The 16362-nt window shown below is 31.7% G+C and carries 15 protein-coding genes; 7 read left to right on the plus strand and 8 right to left on the minus strand.

The features are described from left to right. Positions 1–1328, minus strand: a 1328-nt coding sequence (locus C8D80_RS11335) for a choice-of-anchor L domain-containing protein (protein ID WP_211341871.1), incomplete at its 3' end; no start/stop codon positions are given. A gap of 3 nt (positions 1329–1331) precedes the next feature. Further along, a complete protein-coding gene (locus C8D80_RS11340; protein ID WP_133610489.1) occupies positions 1332–4658 on the minus strand; it encodes a T9SS type A sorting domain-containing protein in 3327 nt (1108 codons plus the stop codon). Positions 4659–4825: 167 nt separating this feature from the next. Here C8D80_RS11340 and C8D80_RS11345 point away from each other — a divergent pair, with 167 nt between their 5' ends. The 4 genes from C8D80_RS11345 (at position 4826) to C8D80_RS11360 (ending at position 8676) form a co-directional block, all read left to right on the plus strand. Continuing rightward, entirely contained in the window at positions 4826–6265 is a 1440-nt protein-coding gene (locus C8D80_RS11345) for a hypothetical protein (RefSeq protein WP_133610491.1), read from the plus strand. A 99-nt stretch (positions 6266–6364) separates the two neighbouring features. Then, on the plus strand, positions 6365–7051 hold the full coding sequence (locus tag C8D80_RS11350) for a carboxylesterase family protein (RefSeq protein WP_133610494.1): 687 nt from the start codon (positions 6365–6367) through the stop codon (positions 7049–7051). A 106-nt stretch (positions 7052–7157) separates the two neighbouring features. Next, positions 7158–7691 (plus strand): CIA30 family protein, encoded by a 534-nt coding sequence (locus C8D80_RS11355; RefSeq protein ID WP_199757204.1) that lies wholly within the window; start codon positions 7158–7160, stop codon positions 7689–7691. Between the two features lie 40 nt (positions 7692–7731). Beyond that, positions 7732–8676, plus strand: coding sequence for a tRNA dihydrouridine synthase (locus C8D80_RS11360; RefSeq protein WP_133610496.1), 945 nt, complete (start codon positions 7732–7734; stop codon positions 8674–8676). Between the two features lies 1 nt (position 8677). Here the strand turns inward: C8D80_RS11360 and C8D80_RS11365 are convergent, their stop codons facing one another. Genes C8D80_RS11365 through hisS form a run of 3 tightly spaced genes read right to left on the minus strand, consistent with a single transcriptional unit; the run spans position 8678 to position 10968 of the window. Beyond that, complete coding sequence (locus C8D80_RS11365) at positions 8678–9190, minus strand: MepB family protein (protein WP_133610498.1); 513 nt, start codon at positions 9188–9190, stop codon at positions 8678–8680. Positions 9191–9207: 17 nt separating this feature from the next. Next, positions 9208–9555: a hypothetical protein gene (locus C8D80_RS11370; RefSeq protein ID WP_133610501.1), complete on the minus strand. Its 348-nt coding sequence runs from the start codon at positions 9553–9555 to the stop codon at positions 9208–9210. A 42-nt stretch (positions 9556–9597) separates the two neighbouring features. Then, on the minus strand, positions 9598–10968 hold the full coding sequence (gene hisS, locus C8D80_RS11375; protein ID WP_133610503.1) for a histidine--tRNA ligase: 1371 nt from the start codon (positions 10966–10968) through the stop codon (positions 9598–9600). A 162-nt stretch (positions 10969–11130) separates the two neighbouring features. Here hisS and C8D80_RS11380 point away from each other — a divergent pair, with 162 nt between their 5' ends. Then, positions 11131–12372, plus strand: a complete 1242-nt coding sequence (locus tag C8D80_RS11380) for an ABC transporter permease (RefSeq protein ID WP_133610505.1) — start codon at positions 11131–11133, stop codon at positions 12370–12372. Positions 12373–12383: 11 nt separating this feature from the next. On the opposite strand, the gene prmC is transcribed toward C8D80_RS11380, so the two are convergent. Genes prmC through C8D80_RS11395 form a run of 3 tightly spaced genes read right to left on the minus strand, consistent with a single transcriptional unit; the run spans position 12384 to position 14642 of the window. Beyond that, positions 12384–13238 (minus strand): peptide chain release factor N(5)-glutamine methyltransferase, encoded by an 855-nt coding sequence (gene prmC / locus C8D80_RS11385; RefSeq protein ID WP_133610507.1) that lies wholly within the window; start codon positions 13236–13238, stop codon positions 12384–12386. After that, a complete protein-coding gene (locus C8D80_RS11390) occupies positions 13238–14149 on the minus strand; it encodes a hypothetical protein (RefSeq protein ID WP_133610509.1) in 912 nt (303 codons plus the stop codon). The genes prmC and C8D80_RS11390 overlap by 1 nt, the downstream gene beginning before the upstream one ends. A 16-nt stretch (positions 14150–14165) precedes the next feature. Further along, positions 14166–14642 (minus strand): GNAT family N-acetyltransferase, encoded by a 477-nt coding sequence (locus C8D80_RS11395; RefSeq protein ID WP_133610511.1) that lies wholly within the window; start codon positions 14640–14642, stop codon positions 14166–14168. An 81-nt stretch (positions 14643–14723) separates the two neighbouring features. On the opposite strand from C8D80_RS11395, the gene ribD reads away from it, so the two are divergent. Then, positions 14724–15767, plus strand: coding sequence for a bifunctional diaminohydroxyphosphoribosylaminopyrimidine deaminase/5-amino-6-(5-phosphoribosylamino)uracil reductase RibD (gene ribD / locus C8D80_RS11400; RefSeq protein ID WP_133610513.1), 1044 nt, complete (start codon positions 14724–14726; stop codon positions 15765–15767). Continuing rightward, the gene (locus C8D80_RS11405; protein WP_133610515.1) at positions 15760–16362 is read left to right on the plus strand and encodes an HAD family hydrolase; all 603 of its coding nucleotides are present in this window, start codon (positions 15760–15762) and stop codon (positions 16360–16362) included. The genes ribD and C8D80_RS11405 overlap by 8 nt, the downstream gene beginning before the upstream one ends.

Genomic DNA, 16362 nt, shown 5'->3' on the forward strand with positions numbered 1-16362 from the left:
GTATAAACTAATCCTACGTTTGTCCATGTTCCACCTGAAGTTGGTGTTCCGCCTAAGGCTGCAAATAACTGTGCATTTGTTGGTGTGGTTCCTTGGCATACAGTTAAAGTTCCATTACTTCCTGCATTTGGTGCACTACCTACTGTAACTGTAACATCTGAAGTACAAGATAAATCTGAAGCAGTCCATCTGAATACATTAGCACCTAAAGAAAGGCCATTAACAACTGTATTAGGATTTGTATTTGAAACAAATGTACCAGTACCGGAAACAACACTCCAAGTACCCGTTGCAGGAGAAGTAGCCGCAAGAGTTGTTGAAGTTACTGCACATAAAGCTTGATCAGGACCAGCATTACAAGAAAACTCAGTAGTAAAACTTCCTGCTTCTAAATAAACAACACTATCATAAGTTCCATCATTTACATCTGTAACAATTAATTTTATATGATACGTTTGACCTGGGGTTAAACCTGTCTGTGTTGCTGTCAAAATTCTTGTGTTACCATTAAGTTGTGTTCCATCAATAGTTCCTAAGTATTCAGGTGTTGGGGTATTTTGTACCCAACTCCCATTAGCGGCAATACAATTGGCAGAACTTGGAGCACCACCACTTGATCCAACAACTCCATTATTTACAGAATTTATAGATACTTCTGAACCATTAGATAAACGAGCAATATTTCTTGCATTATTAGTAAAACCTTGGCCACCAGCAATTCCAGGACCACTTATTAAAAAACCGAATTTATCATTGTAAGAAGAACACTGATAATTAATAAAACCACTATTATCTGTGTATTCCTCTGAACCAAAAATATAACGAAATGTTACAGAATTCTCTACTGGAACAAAATCAAACTCTAATACTGCAGCATTAAAATAATTTTGTGCACCAGCCAAGACATCTAAATCATTAATTCCTGCAGGGCAGCCTCCACCTTGTCTAATTTCACCTGCTGTACACGATGTATAACTTGTTGCCATCTGTCCTACAGAACCCGGATGAACTCCTAATGTCAATGGAATAGTTGATGTGTGACCTGTAGTTAAAACAACTCCATTTGTAAAGCCTAATTGCGCTAAAGTTGTAGTTGCTGTTGAAAAATAACCTACTTGATATCTCGCAATACCTCCACTTACATCATTATAAACACCTCTAAATACAACATTTGATATTGTTGTCCCGCTTGTTGACGGAACCAATACTCCATCCACTAACTGAGTTGGAGTATACAATGTATTGTTAATTGTAATTTGGGAATAGGTAGTTAAATATGTAAAGAACAAAATTATTGATACTACTATTATTTTATAAAACTTCTTCATTTTTTAGTTTTGATTTAAAATTTTAACTACTTTTTTTATACCGTTAATACAAGTTATATTTACAAGATAAACCCCTGTAGACAAGTAAACATTTTTATTAAAAACAAGATTATTTTGCTCTAATTCGTCAAATGATATAAGCTTCCCATTAATATCAAATAATTCAATCTTTGAAAGTGGAATATTACTTGTAACTGTAAATTCCGAATTTAAAATAGCTGCTTGAATATTTATTTCTTCATCTTCAATTACATCCTCATCGGATCCATTTAATTTATATACTACTTCAAATCTATTTAAGGTATTATCTGGATAAAAGAAATAAGCTGCTTGTGTTAAATCATGGTAAAAATTTAATTTTTTATCATGTAAATAAATACTTTGTGTATTGAAAACGCCTTCTTTTTTACTTAAACTAATCGTTAACATAGTAGTTGGATTTGCTAACGAATAATCCAATTGAATTATGTCTGTAACTTCAAATTCAGGTTTTCCTTGAATAACTAATTTTTCATTTCCTAAAATAGAATAAAATTTAACTGGAGATAATGAATTTATCGGACCATCATAGGCTTCATCAAAATCGTTAGTTGCTCCAGGAAGATAACCCACTAATAATTCATTATATCGACCATTAGCATCAGCTAAACGCAACCAATATCTATCTTTTTCTTCATTTGCTCCACGATAAAATTGATTGTTACTTGGTATATCTTTTGTTCTTTGTTTATTGGTAAACAATACTGTTCCGTTCACTTTAGGACGCACCATAAAACCTTGAGCAGAAGCAATATAACCATTTGGCAAAATTCCATTTGGAGTTTGCGTTGTAGCACTTGGAACTCCAACACCTCCTGTTAAATTAAATGAAGCGTAATCTGCTTGTTGATAAAGTCCACTACCAGGATAAGGTGTATTGGCAGACCATAAATAAACGGTTCCATAAATTTTGTCTGCGTTTTCATTATAAAAATCTTCAAACTTAATGGCACCTGGATAAGGATTACCTAACAATGTGAAATTTCTAAATGCATTATGCTCTGTATCATAATATTTAACAGTTGCATTATAATTCCCATTATTTGATGTTCCTGAATAATTTAAAGTAATATTTGTTGGAGTGGTTCCTGCACTTGTTTTTACTCTTGTAATAAAACCCGTACCCACCGTTGGCTCACTTACTAATGATCTCCAACCTTGATAACTAAAATTCACACCATTAACACAAAAATCAGGATCCCAATAATATTTAATATCAAAATTGGTATTAAATGTTGGAAGAATTGCATTGCTGACAGGCTTACTCCAATAAACATAATCCCAACGTATTTTATTTCCTGTACTTTTAGTAAAATTAATATTTGGAGTTACAATAGGCTCATTATTTAAATCGTTTGGATGATTTACTTGAACCAAGTTACCTTTGCTTTTTACGTTTATTGTGCCATTATTGAAAATAGAATTTATGACGTAAACATAGGTTCCCAACTCATCTACACCAGCATTTAATTTACTGTCGATATCTATTACAAGTGTTTTTCCTGTTTTTACAGTCATTACACAAGCGTCAATATTACCATAAGTTGATGTATTATAGTCGTAATCAATAATTACATGTTCATCAATTGTTGGAATAGTTTTTCTTGACCATCCAATAGGTGTGCCTTTTGTAAATGTACCTAAAACAGTACTAGTTCCTGGGTTAGTAGTTTTAGCAACTCTAAAAGTCCCAGTTGTAGGAACAGCTGTAACTTTATAATATCCATTATATCCAGCAGGTGTAAATCCTTCAATTACAACCCAATTGCCGACAACTAAACCATGAGTAGCTTTTGTAAAAGTGATTACGGAAGTAGCCCATGTTGCTGCTGTAATAGTATTTGGTAGATTTGCTCCCTTATCAAAAGTTACTACATCTGTATTTGAGGCAGTTGTAGTTACATCTCCCCAAGTATTCAATGTTGAACAAATAAATGTTGCTGAAGCAGCGCCACAAGTACCAGTGAAACGATCGTTACAAATTGTTTGCGGCAAACCTACTGGAAGCATTGTTGAAAGTTCCGTATAATTACCAGACATTTCTGGCCTTGAAATAGCAACTCCACTTCCGTCAGCTACAATATCACCATTAGCACCAAAACCTATTAATTGTTGGAATTTAATTTGTGCCGTTGGAAGATCTTGATTATGCAAATTTACTTGGGTACTTGAATAAACTGAGTTAAAAGTATTATTTTCTAAAATTATATCGAAAGGAGGAGTATTAGACCTATCAAAGTTAATATCTTCACCTTTATCAGCTGCGTTATTATTAGTAAACGAACAAGATTTTATATTAATATTACATATTGGACTACTTGTATTAGTTATAGTAATTGCACCACCATCAGAAGAGGTTTCAGTTGTTGAATTATTTGAAAAACTACAATTAGAAATAGTTACATTCGAGTCCACTGAAGGACTAATTATTATAGCTCCTCCTCCAAATGTACTACCCAAACCAGCAGTAATATTACTATCAAAACAAGAATTCAATATTGTCAATGTTCCTCCTTTATGAGCAATTGCACCTCCAGTTGTAGCACCATTTGCATCAAAAGTAGAATTTGTGATGGTTACATTTGCAGAGGCTCCTTGAATTAAAATTGCCCCCCCATCTAAAGCACTTATCACATTATTATTCATGCTACAATTTTCAATATTAACAGTAGCATTATTTATTTTTAGAGCGCCTCCATAATTCGCTGAAGCTACTCTATTACATGGTAAAGAAGAATTCTTAATTGTAACACTTGTAGTTGAACCTGAAATATATAACGACCCTTGTCCTCCAGATCCAACGTTAGCGTAAATAATGACTTGATCAAAAATTATTCCTGTTCCAGAAGAAATTGTCATAGCTATTCCATCAGATGCACAATCATATTTTGTTATTTGAATTCCTTTGAAAATTGCATCATTTGCAGTAAGATTTCCCCATCTAACAGTACCAGATACAGAACCAGATTCAAAAATTGTATTTGCAGCTCCTGCACCAATAATTTGAATATTATTTTTATTAAATGCAATTGTTCCTGTACTAATATATGTTCCTGAATCAACATAAATTATATCTCCACTAGTTGCAATTGCATAAGCAGCAGCAAGTGTCAACTTTGGAGATGCAGCTGTTAAACCCGAATTTGTATCATTTCCAAAAGCCGAACAGTATACATCATTGATAGCTGAACCATCATTTACATATATATTGGCTGAAAACACATTCGTAAAGAAAAAAAGTGTTCCGAACAACAATAATTTGAATCTAATAGAGAGTAAAGTATTATTCATAATCGTGTTGATTTAATTATTAGCAATTATTTAACATGCTGTTAATCATTTGTTCAAAAGTAAATAAAGAAGAATCACATAATTATACAAAAATTACCTATTTTTGGGTTTTAGAATAACATACCATGATTATAAACGAAAGCAAAAAACTCATAGAATCAATGTCTATGAACGAAAAAAGATACTTTAAGATCTTTATCAATAAAAATATTTTTGGAAGTCAGAATAAATACCTATTACTTTTTGATATTATCAACAGTAACGAAACAATCTCTGAAGATACTTTAAAGAAACATGTAAAAGAACAAGATTATTCGGATAAAAACATTTCGTACGATATTAATTATCTAAACAAAATTATACTTCGATCTTTAAACGAATTCCACCACGAGAAAACCATCAGTCTAAAACTTCAAAATCATATTAAGTCGGTTGAAATTTTATTTTATAAAGGTTTATATGACGAATGCTTAAAAATTATTAGAAAAGCAAAAAAGTTAAGTCTCAAAAACGAAAATGAAATCTTAATTCTTGAATTACTGAATTGGGAAAAAAAATGCATGGGATATTCAAAAGGGTTCTACGGCGCCATGTCGGTTAATGAAAAAATTGATAATTACTTTAATTACATAAAAGAGAATAGAGAAATTACCGATTTATATTATCATAGTTACTTTTTAAAAAACAATGTAGGTAAAATGCCCTATGAAGGAATTGTCGAAGAATTCAATAAAATTATTGGAAATGCAATTTTTAAAAAAGATGGTTTAAGCCTACATTCTGTTCAATCAAAAATATTTTATTTTTTAACAATTGCTAACTATTTTCATGTTATCAATCAAAAAGATAGGGAATTACTCAACTTAGAAAAAACAATTGAAGTTTTTGACAATAATCCGTTTTATAAAGAAGAAAATCCTTTGGATTATATTTCTGTTTATACCCGTGTAATTGATATCTACAAAAAAAGTGACGATGCCTCTTTTCATAACAAAATTGAAGCATTACGTGGATTTGAAAACATCTTAGACTTTCAAAAAAGTGTAGCGCAAGAGCGTATTTTCTTTCATACCAACCAAGCAGAATTAGAATTTTTAATTTTCAATAACAATTTTGAAGAAGGATTAAAAATGATGCAATTAGTTCTTAAATCGTTAAAAGAAAATAAATTTAATATTGAGCCTTATTATTTTATTGGCATGTATTATCAATTTGCATGTATCTTATTAATCAATAAAAACTTATCTCAAAGCTTAAAATATGTTAATCTAATTCTGAACGAATTTAAATTAGAAGATCGCCCTAAATCGTTCATCAAAACCGAGATTTTAAATCTTATTATTCATTACGAATTAAAAAACTATAAATTAGTGTTGCATAATTATGCCACTTTTAATAAAAAATACAAACGTGTTTTTAAACTTAACTTTATAGAAAAAAACATCATTCAATTAATGGTTCAAATTTCGGAAAATCCATTTGGAACTAACGAAAACATTGAATTTAAGAAATTGCACGTTAAAATTCAGAAAAAAAATGATTTAGAGGATAGTATTTCAAATAAAATATATACAAAATATATAGAATCAAAATTGAAACATAATTAATTTACAAATACTTACTTTTGCAAATTAAACCCTTTTTACAAGAAAGAAGTCTAGCTTAAAACTCTATTAACTTCGTTTCTAAAATTTGAATCAATTAAAATGAAAGTCATTAAGTTTTTAATAGTTTTTTTTTCCTTTCTAAACGTTTCTATAAGTTATGCCCAATTAAAAACCATAACTGATAAAACCACTTACCCGTTTTGGATTAATGTTCCCGAAAAAGAAAGTACAGAAAAACAACCGATTCTAATTTTTCTACACGGAAAAAGTCTTTCTGGAACCGATTTGAATCGTGTGAGAAGATATGGTGTACTTCGCGCAATGGATAAAGGAAGAAAAATTCCAGCCATTGTTGTCGCTCCTCAATTAGCTAAAGGAAGTTGGAATCCTGATAAAGTTTTAGAAGTTATAGAATATGTAAAGAAAAACTACAACGTAGACGAATCCCGAATTTATGTTTGTGGTATGAGTTTAGGCGGTTATGGAACTCTACATTTTGCAGGTAAACACGCTGATAAAATTACAGCAGCAGTTGCTATTTGCGGCGGTGGAAATGTTAGTGATGGCTGTAAATTAGCTACCATTCCACTTTGGATTCAGCATGGAGATATAGATTATATTGTGCCGCTTTCGGAATCTCAAAAAGTGGCAAATGCGATTAGAAAATGTAATGAAAAAGCCAATCTAATCTTTTCGATTATCAAAGGTGGGAATCACGGAAACGTAGAACGCCTTTTTCATGAAGATGCTATGTACGATTGGTTATTCAAACAAAAAAGAGAATAATATCTTCCTTTTTTAAAATCAGATTTCACACTTAAACACTTCTAAACCTAAGGTTAAATTTCTTAGCAGATCAATTCATTTCTGTACTTTTATTAAAAATTACGATATGAAATTTCTAATTATTTTAGTTTTAACCCCTTTTATTATGAATGATTTTCTACTTTTTGACTTCAATGAAAAAACCAATCCACGTGAATGGAGAATCATTGATGATGTTGTGATGGGTGGAATTTCAGACGGAAAGTTTAAAATTGATGAAAATGGAAATGGTATGTTTTTCGGAAGAGTTTCAACCGAAAATAATGGCGGTTTTTCATCGGTTCGTTATCAAATGAAAACCAAAGATATCAACGGTTTCTCGAAAGTTAGCATTCGATTAAAAGGCGATGGTAAAAATTATCAATTCAGAATAAAAGATGATATCAATTCTTACTATTCTTATATCACAACCTTTGAAACTTCTGGAGAATGGGAAACAATCACACTTAATTTAAAAGATTTATATCCTTCATTCAGAGGTCAAACACTTAACTTACCAAATTTTGATGGTAAATTTTTAGAAGAAATTGTTTTCTTGATTGGCAATAAAAAAGATGAATCTTTTGAACTGAAATTAGATAAAATCGAATTAGTAAAATAAAAGAAAATACGCAGCTTAAAAATTGTATTATCTTTGCTGCATGAGTATTACATTATTATCTTCCCCTTTACAAGGATTTACCGATTTTAGATTTAGAAACGCTTTTCACAAACACTTTGGTGGCATCGACACTTTCTATTCGCCTTACATCAAACTGAATGGAAAATTGGCGGTAAAAGGTTCGTACGAACGTGATATTCTTCCTGAAAACAACTCTACTTTAGAAGTTATTCCACAAATTATAACGAATGATGCTGAAGAATTTTTATTTGTAGCGAAATATGTGCAACAATTCGGTTACAAAGAATTGAATTGGAACTTAGGTTGTCCATATCCAATGGTGGCAAAATGCGGTATGGGTTCAGGATTGATAAAAAATACCGACCAAATTGAACACATCTTAAAACGTGTTCACAATGAAACTGACATTATCGTTTCGATGAAAATGCGAATGGGTTATGAAAATCCAACCGAAATTTTAGATGTTTTCCCTATTTTAGAACAATATCCGATTAAAAATATCGCGATTCATGCTCGAATTGGCAAACAATTATACAAAGGCGGTGTCGATTTAGATTCGTTTCAAAAATGTTTAGATACTTCAAAACAGAAGATTTATTATAATGGTGATATTACTTCGGTAGCGAAATTTAAAGAACTACAAGAACGTTTTCCTTCTATTGATCATTGGATGATAGGAAGAGGCTTAATTGCCGATCCATTTTTACCTTCGATGATTAAAAACGACACTACAGAATATCCGAAAAATAGATTGGAAATTTTTGAAGCTTTTCACGATGAAATCTACAGAGAATATGATGCGTATTTACAAGGTCCAACTCCTATTCGCATGAAAATGTTAGGGTTTTGGGAATACTTTTCAGAATCATTTTCTAATCCGCAAAAGACTTTTAAAAAGATTAAAAAAGCAGGAAATAGTAAGAATTACGAAGCTGCTGTGAAAGAGATTTTTAAAAACGGGTAATTTAAATTGAAAATATCCGTTTTACCAATTCAACATCAACTAGTAAATTCTCTTTGATTTCAATAAAGTAATTAGCTTGCCAATCCTGAGTTTTTATGGCTTGTTTATTTTCGGGTTTATCCCAAGGTGCATAAACTCTAATGCCACGCTTTCCTCCATTATCATTTTGAGAAACAATTCCTTTAGCAATTAAAACCGATTTCGGAAAGATAAATTGACCGAAATTTTCTGAATCTCGTACCGAAATAATCATAAAATCTAACGAATCACCAACGTCAAAAGGAGCTGTTATTCCTTCCTTATTTCGTTTCCAAATAGCAACAAATTGTCCAATTTTTGTAGGTGTGATATTCGCAACTCGATATTGAATTTTATAGTTGTTCAATTCAAAAGAACAAGCTCCATAATTAGTGCTTTCTGAATTCCAAATAAGATTTTGAAGTTGAAAACCACATTCGTTATAAAGTAATTTTTCAGCAAGTTGCAAATCGGTTTGAAAACTTTCTGTCGCCATTAATGGAATAATTTTTTCTAAATTTTGAATCGATTACCTAATTTTTTACCAATCAAATAAGCAATTCCAATTCCTAAAATTAAAATCCAAAGATTCATGAAAATATAAAACGTGTACGCTAATGGATTTTCAGTTGAATTGAAGCAATAACTTTCAATCAAAAAACAAAATTGGGTAGTTTCTTTAGAAAATAACGACAACGCAAAACTCATCAAAAAAGTAATTCCGATAGCCGACAAAATATAAACCAAGTTTTTATTCATCGGTTTTTTACCTGTGGGTTGAAACACATTTCGTTCAACTTCAGTACGTTTATTGTTCTGAAGTGACCAAATTACTTTTTTAGCTTCGTCGTCTACATTCATATCAAATTCTATTAAATTTCAACAACAAAGTTCTGATTTTAATTATTGTAATAACGTAACTAAAGTTGCAAAGTCTACTTTTTGTTGTTCGCCAGTCGCTAAGTTTTTCAAGCCAAATTCTTCTCGCTCTATTTCCGATTCTCCTACAATTACGGCAAAAGGAATTCCTCTTCTATCGGCGTGTTTGAATTGTTTATCAATTTTTGATTTATCAGGATATAACTCAACTTTGATTCCTTTTTGACGCAATTTACCGATGGCTTTCATCGAATACAAAGCTTCTTTGTCACCAAAATTTAAGAACAAGGCTTTTGAAGTCGCTAAAACAGCTTCTGGAAATAAACCAACTTCTTCCATTACCAAAGCAATTCGATCTAAACCAAACGAAATCCCAACACCCGACATATTTTTCAATCCGAAAATACCTGTTAAGTCATCATAACGACCACCGCCACCAATCGAACCCATAGCCACACCTTTTGGCGCAGCGACTTCAAAAATGGCGCCAGTGTAATAATTTAAACCACGTGCTAACGTTACATCTAAATCTAAGAAAGCAGTTTGTAAACCTAAAGTCGTAACGTTATCACAAATGAATTGCAACTCGTTTACACCTTTCATTCCTTCTTCTGAATTCGCTAATAATTGTGCTAATTTTTCTATTTTTTCATTGATGGTTCCAGTGAAATTAAACAATGGTTGTACTATTTCTATCGCCGTTTCCGAAATGCCTTTTTCTAACATTTCTTTTTTCACGCCATCCTCACCTATTTTGTCTAATTTATCTAACGCTACTGTAAAATCAATCAATTTATCCGAAGCACCAATCACCTCAGCAATTCCAGATAATATTTTACGATTGTTAATTTTAATCGTAACGCCACCTAAACCTAACTGACTAAAAACCGAGTCATACAATTGCACCAACTCCACTTCTTGCCAAAGCGAATTCGAACCTACTACATCAGCATCACATTGATAAAACTCTCTAAAACGTCCTTTTTGAGGTCTATCAGCACGCCAAACGGGTTGAATTTGGTAGCGCTTGAACGGAAACTCGATTTCGTTTTGGTGTTGCACTACGTAACGTGCAAATGGAACCGTTAAATCGTAACGTAAAGCTTTTTCGGAGATATGACTTGTTAATTTCAAACTATCTCTATTTTCCAATAAAGTAGCATCCGCTTTAGCCAAATAATCTCCCGAATTCAAAATTTTAAAAATCAATCGATCGCCTTCTTCACCATATTTTCCCATTAAAGTTTCTGAGTTTTCAAACGAAGGTGTTTCAATAGGTTGAAAGCCAAATTTTTCAAAATTGGTTTTAATTGTACTGAAAATATAATTGCGTTTCGCCACTTCTGCTGGTGAAAAATCTCGGGTTCCTTTTGGTATGCTTGGTTTTTGTGCCATTTTTGTAATGTGTCAATTTGAAAATGTGTCAATAAGACAATTCTGATTTTTTGCAATGCAAATATCGGATATATTACTGACTTCAAAAAATTATAAGACTAATTACTTTTTACTAATTACTTTTTTAATGTAACAAAATAAATAATTTGTAGTCTTATAGTCATGGTAGGATTATTTAAAGAAAATACAAAAATTGCGCTTGATTCCATTAGAAGTCAGGCTTTGCGTACTTCGTTAACGGTTATGATTATTGCTATTGGAATTACGGCTTTGGTTGGAATTCTAACAGTGGTTTCAGCATTAGAGAATACTATTTTGAAAGATTTTGCTTCTATGGGAGCCAATACTTTTTCGATAAGTCAATACGATTTTTCTTCTGAAATTAATCAAAACGACACCGAACAACGTGTCAATCCTATCATCAGCTATCCGGAAGCCAAATCATTTCAAGATAAATTTAGTTTTCCATTTACTACTACTTCCCTATCGTTTACGGCTGGTTCAGCTATTGAAGTAAAATATGGTGAAAAGAAAACTGATCCCGAAATTTCGGTTGTGGGTGTGGATGAAAATTTTTGTCCGAATAAAGGTTTAGAAGTTGTAAAAGGTAGAAATTTCAATTCATTTGATATTTCAAATAACAATTATGTTTGTGTTTTAGGTTCGGATTTTGAAAAAGGTTTGTTTGAAAATATCAATCCGATTGATAAAACCATTTCGATCCGTGGTGCTAAATTCAAAGTAATTGGAGTTTTAAAAGAGAAAGGTTCAACATTTGGAAATAGTCAAGATTTACGTGTTTTGATTCCAACACAAGTAGCGCGTTCTTTATTCTCTGCTCCTAATATCAACTACGATTTAGATGTAATGGTTACCAACGAAGGCTTGTTAGATGAAGCGGTTGATGACGCCATTATCACCATGAGAAGAGTTCGTAAATTAAGTCCCGTAGAAAAAGAAAATTTCGGAATTGAGCGTAGTGATGATTTGATTCAAACCTTACTTTCTAATACCGCAGTTTTAGGAATTTCGGCTTGGGTAATTGGAATTATTACCGTTTTTGGTTCTTCAATTGCATTAATGAATATCATGTTAGTTTCGGTTACTGAAAGAACACGTGAAATTGGAGTAAGAAAATCACTTGGTGCGAAACGAAGTACAATTGCATGGCAGTTTTTTACAGAAACATTAGTAATTGGCCAATTAGGTGGAATTGTTGGAATCTTATTTGGAATTTTGATTGGGTTTGCCATTGCGTCAGCAATTGGATTTGCTTTTGTAATTCCATGGATGGCGATTATTGCAGCATTTATTACAACCTTTATTGTAACGATTGTTTCTGGATTATATCCTGCGATAAAAGCATCAAAATTAGATCCTGTGGAAGCGTTAAGATATGAGTAGTTAGTACAAATTTACTTTTTACACTTAATCATTCGATCATTCCCATAAATATCTTTTTTCAATTCGATATTTTTGAAACCTAGATTTTCTAGTAATTCAACGGTTTCTTTTCCTAAATATTGATTGATCTCGAAGAATAACAATCCGTTTGGCGACAAATTTTCCAAAGCCAATTGCGCAATTTTTCTATAAAAAAGTAAAGCATCAGTATCTTCAACAAACAAAGCCAAATGCGGTTCGTAGTCCAAGACATTTTTCTTGATTTCTTGCTTTTCTAAATTGCGAACGTACGGCGGATTTGAAACAATGATATCAAAGCTTTTATTCAAATCTTCAGTTTCTAAAATATTGGTTTGAATAAAATGAATTTCAACTTTGTTAGACGCTGCATTTCTTTTAGCCACCGCTAAAGCTTTTTCGGAAACATCAATTGCGGAAACATTAGCATGAGGCAAATTTGTTTTTACTGAAATAGGGATGCAACCTGTACCAGTTCCAATATCCAAAATCTCTAACTTTTGACTTTGAACTTTTGACTTTTGACTTTCAATAACCCATTCAACCAATTCTTCTGTTTCTGGTCTTGGAATTAAAGTATTTTCATTAACTTCAAATTTTAAGCCGTAAAACCAAGCTTCTCCTGTGATATATTGAATGGGTTTTTCTTGCTGTAATTGAGCTAAAATAGCATTCCATTTTTCAATTGCTGCCTCTGAAAGTTCAAAATTTGGATTCAAAGCCACATCTACTCGCTTTAAATTATGCAAATATTCGGTTAGGATAAAAAAGAAACTTTCGATTTCTTGTTCGTCTTGAATGTTTTTTAACGAATCAAAAAAGTGGGTTTTGTATTGTTTTAGTAGCATTAGAATCCGTATTTTTTTCTAATAAGTTCGTAAATATCTTTTTCTAATTGCCAAGGCGGTAAACCAACAGCAATTCTTCGGTTATCTAAATTTTCAAAATCTTCAATTCTATCTTTTTTTACATTATTATAAATTCCGTATTGAAAAACACCATTACTTCTCAAATTGCTATCTATCAATTTTCCATAAATATCAGCTGGTGCTCTTCCTCTTCTTATTAAGTCAAGAAAAATAGGTTTCCAATATTCTGCTCTTTTTTTGTTGATATGAAAAACCAAAACTGATATTTCTGGATCAAATTCATCTGTATCATAACTACCAACTAGATTCACAGAATAATTCGGGTAACAATCACAATCGGTTACAATTTTTTTCAACTTATCAATATTGACACTATCTACAATTTTAGCTCCTTCAGCATCAAAGCCATTAGTTCTTACCCTTTGATCTTCTTTCTTCATGAAATTTAATTCTTTTCGTAAATTGAAATCAACTCTTTTGGAATAGTCATTAAAATATTTTTCAGCATTAATCTTAATTTTTTTCCATCTTTTAGAAGATTTTAATTCATTAAAAACAGAGTCATTTTCAATATAACTAAACTTTGTTCCATATTCTTTTAAGGTAAATTCAATATAATCTAACGCTTCGTTATTTTTCCCTAATCTAACTGCACATTCTGCTAAAATTTTTGGCTCATAAATCCCCATTTGATTCAATAACGGACAATTCTTTTCTGCTGTTTTTAATAAATCATAGGCTTTTTGATAATCTTCTTTCAAATATTCATAATGCGCCTGATAAACAAACTGATAATAATTATTGATATAATCATATTCTTCATTGATTTTCTTCTTCTGAGAAAAACCAACTACTGATATCAATAAAAAAACTAAAATTTTAATCTTCATAAACTTAATCTTTATACTATAATTTCTTCGTCATCCAAACTTCACAACTATTATGACCAGTATTTCCCATTGGACCGCAGATATTTTCAAAACCTATTCGTTTGTATAGTTTTTGAGCTGTTGTCATAAAAGATAAGGTTTCTAAATAACAGATTTCAAATTCTTGAGTTTTGGCGAATTCCAAACACTTTTCAATAATTTTCTCCGCATAACCTGTTCCTCTAATTTCGGGAGCAAAATACATTTTTTGCAATTCACAAACTGAAGCATCTGCATTCTCTAAAGGAGCAACACCACAACCACCAACTACATTTCCATCATGTTCCACTACATAATAAACAGAACGAGAGGCTTGATAGACTTCGTATAAAGTATCTAAAATAGGGTCAGCATAAGCCGTTCCTACTTTTGGAGCATCTAATTCATGAAAAATATCACGAATTACCTTGGCAATCGACTCATTATCTTTTTGTTGGATTTCTCTAATTAGCATAGCATTTTTATTGTTGGGTAAAAGTACGTAAATTGGTAGAATCGATTATTAAATCTATCTTAAAAATACTACTTTTGTATTATGACGACGCACGAATTTTACATGAAACGCTGTATTGAACTCGCCAAAAATGGTTTGGGAACTACGTATCCAAATCCGTTAGTAGGAAGTGTGATTGTTCACGAAGGTAAAATCATAGGCGAAGGTTGGCACAAAAAAGCAGGAGAACCACATGCGGAAGTAAATGCAGTGAATTCGGTAAAGGACAAATCTTTGTTAAAAGACGCTACGATTTACGTGAGTTTAGAACCGTGTAGTCATTTTGGAAAAACACCTCCATGTTGTGATTTAATTATTGCAAATGAAATTCCAAATGTTGTAATTGGTACCGTTGACCCATTTGCAAAAGTAGCTGGAAATGGCATCAAAAAACTAGTTGAAAGTGGCAAAAATGTAACGATTGGTATTCTAGAAGACGAATGCAACGAACTCAACAAACGCTTTTTCACCTTTCATCAAAAGAAAAGACCTTGTATTATTTTGAAATGGGCAGAAACTGCTGATGGATTTATTGCTCCACTTTCGAAAGAAGAAAAAGCTCCCGTTTGGATTACAAATCCATATTCCAGACAATTGGTTCACAAATGGCGAACAGAAGAGCAAGCCATTTTAGTTGGAACCAATACCGTTTTAGACGATAATCCAAAATTAGATGCACGTGATTTTTCAGGAAATAATCCAATTCGAATTGTATTGGATAAATCAGGCAAGATTTCTGAAAACTATCAGGTAAAAGACAATTTTCAAAAAACAATTTTCATCACTGAAAGCGAAAAATTCATTTCAACTGAAAATTGTATCTATGAAAATGCTATCTTTGATATTCACCTAATTTCTTCAATTTGTGACATTTTGTATAAAAACAATATACAATCGGTTATTATTGAAGGAGGAAGCAAGACTCTCCAATCATTCATAGATGCGAATTTATGGGATGAAGCAAGAGTTTTTATTGGACAAACAACATTTCAAAACGGCACAACAGCCCCAAACATTTCCGGAAATCCGGTTGCTAGTTTTGACATAATGAATGATGAACTTAAAATTTTCAAGAATTATGATTGAAGCAATTATTTTTGATTTTGGCGATGTTTTTATTGATTTGAACAAACAAGCTATTGACACTGAGTTTAGAAAATTAGGTTTAACCGCTTGGCATGACGATTTGGATGCTTTAAATAAAAAGTACGAAATTGGAAAAATTGACGAACTCGAATTCATACAAGGTTTTCAAAAACATTTACCAAATGCTGATTTAGCCGAAATTAGAGCTGCTTGGAATTCCATTTTAGGTGACTTCCCTTTATATCGATTGGAATTTTTACAAATGATTGCATCAAAATACCGATTATTTCTATTGAGCAATACCGACAATACTCACATTGAAAAATTTGAACATAAAGAAGGCCAAACTTTTGCTCGCGATTTTTATAGTTGTTTTGAAAAAGTATACTTTTCATACGAAATCGGAATTCGTAAACCCGATGAAAATGCGTTTAAATACGTGATTAACAATCATAATTTGAATCCTAAAAAAACATTATTTGTAGACGACAAAAAAGAAAACACTGATATGGCTGAAAAGTTAGGTTTTCAAGTTTGGAATTTACAACCAGGCATTGATGATGTTGTGGAACTTTTTGATAAAAAATTAATTTAA

It is taken from the genome of Flavobacterium cheniae (genome assembly GCF_004363695.1).
GTDB lineage: Bacteria > Bacteroidota > Bacteroidia > Flavobacteriales > Flavobacteriaceae > Flavobacterium > Flavobacterium cheniae.

Excerpts from the sequence above, each read along its gene's own strand:
- C8D80_RS11350 (WP_133610494.1), top strand. The coding sequence starts at position 6,365 with ATGAAAGTCATTAAGTTTTTAATAGTTTTTTTTTCCTTTCTAAACGTT.
- C8D80_RS11340 (WP_133610489.1), bottom strand. The coding sequence starts at position 4,658 with ATGAATAATACTTTACTCTCTATTAGATTCAAATTATTGTTGTTCGGA.
- hisS (WP_133610503.1), bottom strand. The coding sequence starts at position 10,968 with ATGGCACAAAAACCAAGCATACCAAAAGGAACCCGAGATTTTTCACCA.
- C8D80_RS11355 (WP_199757204.1), top strand. The coding sequence starts at position 7,158 with ATGAAATTTCTAATTATTTTAGTTTTAACCCCTTTTATTATGAATGAT.
- C8D80_RS11360 (WP_133610496.1), top strand. The coding sequence starts at position 7,732 with ATGAGTATTACATTATTATCTTCCCCTTTACAAGGATTTACCGATTTT.
- C8D80_RS11380 (WP_133610505.1), top strand. The coding sequence starts at position 11,131 with ATGGTAGGATTATTTAAAGAAAATACAAAAATTGCGCTTGATTCCATT.
- C8D80_RS11405 (WP_133610515.1), top strand. The coding sequence starts at position 15,760 with ATGATTGAAGCAATTATTTTTGATTTTGGCGATGTTTTTATTGATTTG.
- C8D80_RS11370 (WP_133610501.1), bottom strand. The coding sequence starts at position 9,555 with ATGAATGTAGACGACGAAGCTAAAAAAGTAATTTGGTCACTTCAGAAC.
- C8D80_RS11365 (WP_133610498.1), bottom strand. The coding sequence starts at position 9,190 with ATGGCGACAGAAAGTTTTCAAACCGATTTGCAACTTGCTGAAAAATTA.
- ribD (WP_133610513.1), top strand. The coding sequence starts at position 14,724 with ATGACGACGCACGAATTTTACATGAAACGCTGTATTGAACTCGCCAAA.
- prmC (WP_133610507.1), bottom strand. The coding sequence starts at position 13,238 with ATGCTACTAAAACAATACAAAACCCACTTTTTTGATTCGTTAAAAAAC.
- C8D80_RS11345 (WP_133610491.1), top strand. The coding sequence starts at position 4,826 with ATGAACGAAAAAAGATACTTTAAGATCTTTATCAATAAAAATATTTTT.
- C8D80_RS11390 (WP_133610509.1), bottom strand. The coding sequence starts at position 14,149 with ATGAAGATTAAAATTTTAGTTTTTTTATTGATATCAGTAGTTGGTTTT.
- C8D80_RS11395 (WP_133610511.1), bottom strand. The coding sequence starts at position 14,642 with ATGCTAATTAGAGAAATCCAACAAAAAGATAATGAGTCGATTGCCAAG.